Below are 897 nucleotides of genomic sequence, written 5' to 3' on the forward strand. Positions count from 1 at the left end.
GGCCTTGACGGCTATGGGCAGGGCGCCTTTCACCGGACGCAGCGAGCCGTCCAGGCCGAGTTCGCCCACCAGCACACATCGGGGAAGGGCTTCGGTACCCACCATTTTGCAGGCCGCCAGCAGTCCTATGGCCAAAGGCAGGTCATAGCCCGTGCCTTCCTTGCGCACATCGGCCGGCGCAAAGTTGATGGTGCCGGCCAGGCGGGGAGTTTGCAGCGAGGAATTGTGCAGGGCGCTGCTGACGCGCGAAAGGCTCTCGCGCACGGCGTTGTCGGGCAAACCCACCATGACGAGGCTCGTGCCCTTGTAAGTGTTCACCTCGAGGAATACGTGCATGGCGCTCAGCCCGTTCAGGGCGGCGGTGTTGATCTTTACAAGCATGGGATGCGTTAATGGGAAAAGTTTTTGGCGATAGGGTAGGGCTGTGCTCCTGTAGAGGTGTTAGCGGGCGGTTCTGACGTGTTCGGCCACGAGTTGTTCCAGCCGGTCGGCCTTGAGGTCGCGGGCCACCACCCGTCCGGCCGCATCTACGAAAATGGCGCTTGGAAGGTAGCGCATGCCGAGGCGGCGCACAAGGTCGCCGTCGAAAGCTGCCCCGTCGCATACGGTGGAGAATTTCATGCTGTCAGTTTCGACGCGTCGGCGGCACTGTTTCATTTCCGTGTCAAGCGAAACACCGAGCACTCCCACTTGCGTGCCGTAGGCTTTGTGAATGCGCCTCAGGGACTTTATGAGCGGAAAACTCTCGTTGCTCCATGAAGCCCAGAAAGCTATTATGAGAGGCTTGCCTTTGAACTGTGCGGGCGTAACGGTGCGGCCGTCTATGTCGGTGGCTGTAAAGTCGGGTAAGGTTCGGCCGGCGGCTGTGCCCAGTTGTTGGCGCAGACGCGCGTCGAT

Annotated in this window: 2 protein-coding genes; both read right to left on the bottom strand. The window is 61.0% G+C overall.

The window, feature by feature from the left end:
* A partial coding sequence (locus C5S62_RS01575; RefSeq protein ID WP_275541720.1) for a magnesium chelatase domain-containing protein occupies nucleotides 1-381 on the bottom strand: 381 nt, incomplete at its 3' end.
* Nucleotides 382-441: 60 nt separating this feature from the next.
* Nucleotides 442-897 (bottom strand): TlpA disulfide reductase family protein (locus tag C5S62_RS01580; RefSeq protein WP_190311534.1); only part of this gene is annotated, 456 nt, incomplete at its 5' end.

This window comes from Prevotella sp. MGM2 (assembly GCF_002933955.1).
Taxonomy (GTDB): domain Bacteria; phylum Bacteroidota; class Bacteroidia; order Bacteroidales; family Bacteroidaceae; genus Alloprevotella.